1 protein-coding gene is annotated in these 511 nt (G+C 71.6%); it reads left to right on the top strand.

Annotated features, from left to right (window positions below):
• The coding region (locus tag AB8Z36_RS41825) for an alpha/beta fold hydrolase (RefSeq protein WP_369218539.1) at nucleotides 1-511 on the top strand (511 nt) is incomplete at both ends.

Below are 511 nucleotides of genomic sequence, written 5' to 3'. Positions count from 1 at the left end.
GCGCCCCCACCGCCAACGGCGGCGTCCACCAGTACGCCACCCTCTCCGGGCACTTCCGGGGCAAGCGGGACGTCAGCGCCCTGCCCCTCGTCGGCTTCAACACCGGTGAGGCGCTGCCCGCCCACGCCGAGGCGGCCGCCCGGGTCATCGCGGAGAGCGCCCTCCAGGCAGCCGACGGCAAGCCCTTCATCCTCGTCGGCCACTCCTCCGGCGGCTCCCTGGCCTACGCGGCCGCCGGTGTCCTGGAGAGCACCTGGGGCATCCGTCCCGCCGCCGTCGTCCTCCTCGACACCCTCAGCATCCGGCACGAGAGTGACGAGAACGTCGACTACAACGGCATGATGAAGTTCAACTTCACCGCCGTGGACGACTCCCCGGTGCGCCTCACCAACTCCCGCCTGTCCGCCATGGGCCGCTGGATGGTGCTGCTCAACGCCCTCGACGTGCACCCCACCACCGCCCCCGTCCTGGAGATCAAGTGCACCCGGGCMCTCATCGAGGGCGTCCCCGC

The sequence above is a fragment of the Streptomyces flavofungini genome (assembly GCF_041028215.1).
GTDB lineage: Bacteria > Actinomycetota > Actinomycetes > Streptomycetales > Streptomycetaceae > Streptomyces > Streptomyces flavofungini_B.
This window is presented reverse-complemented; position numbering and strand designations above follow the sequence as displayed.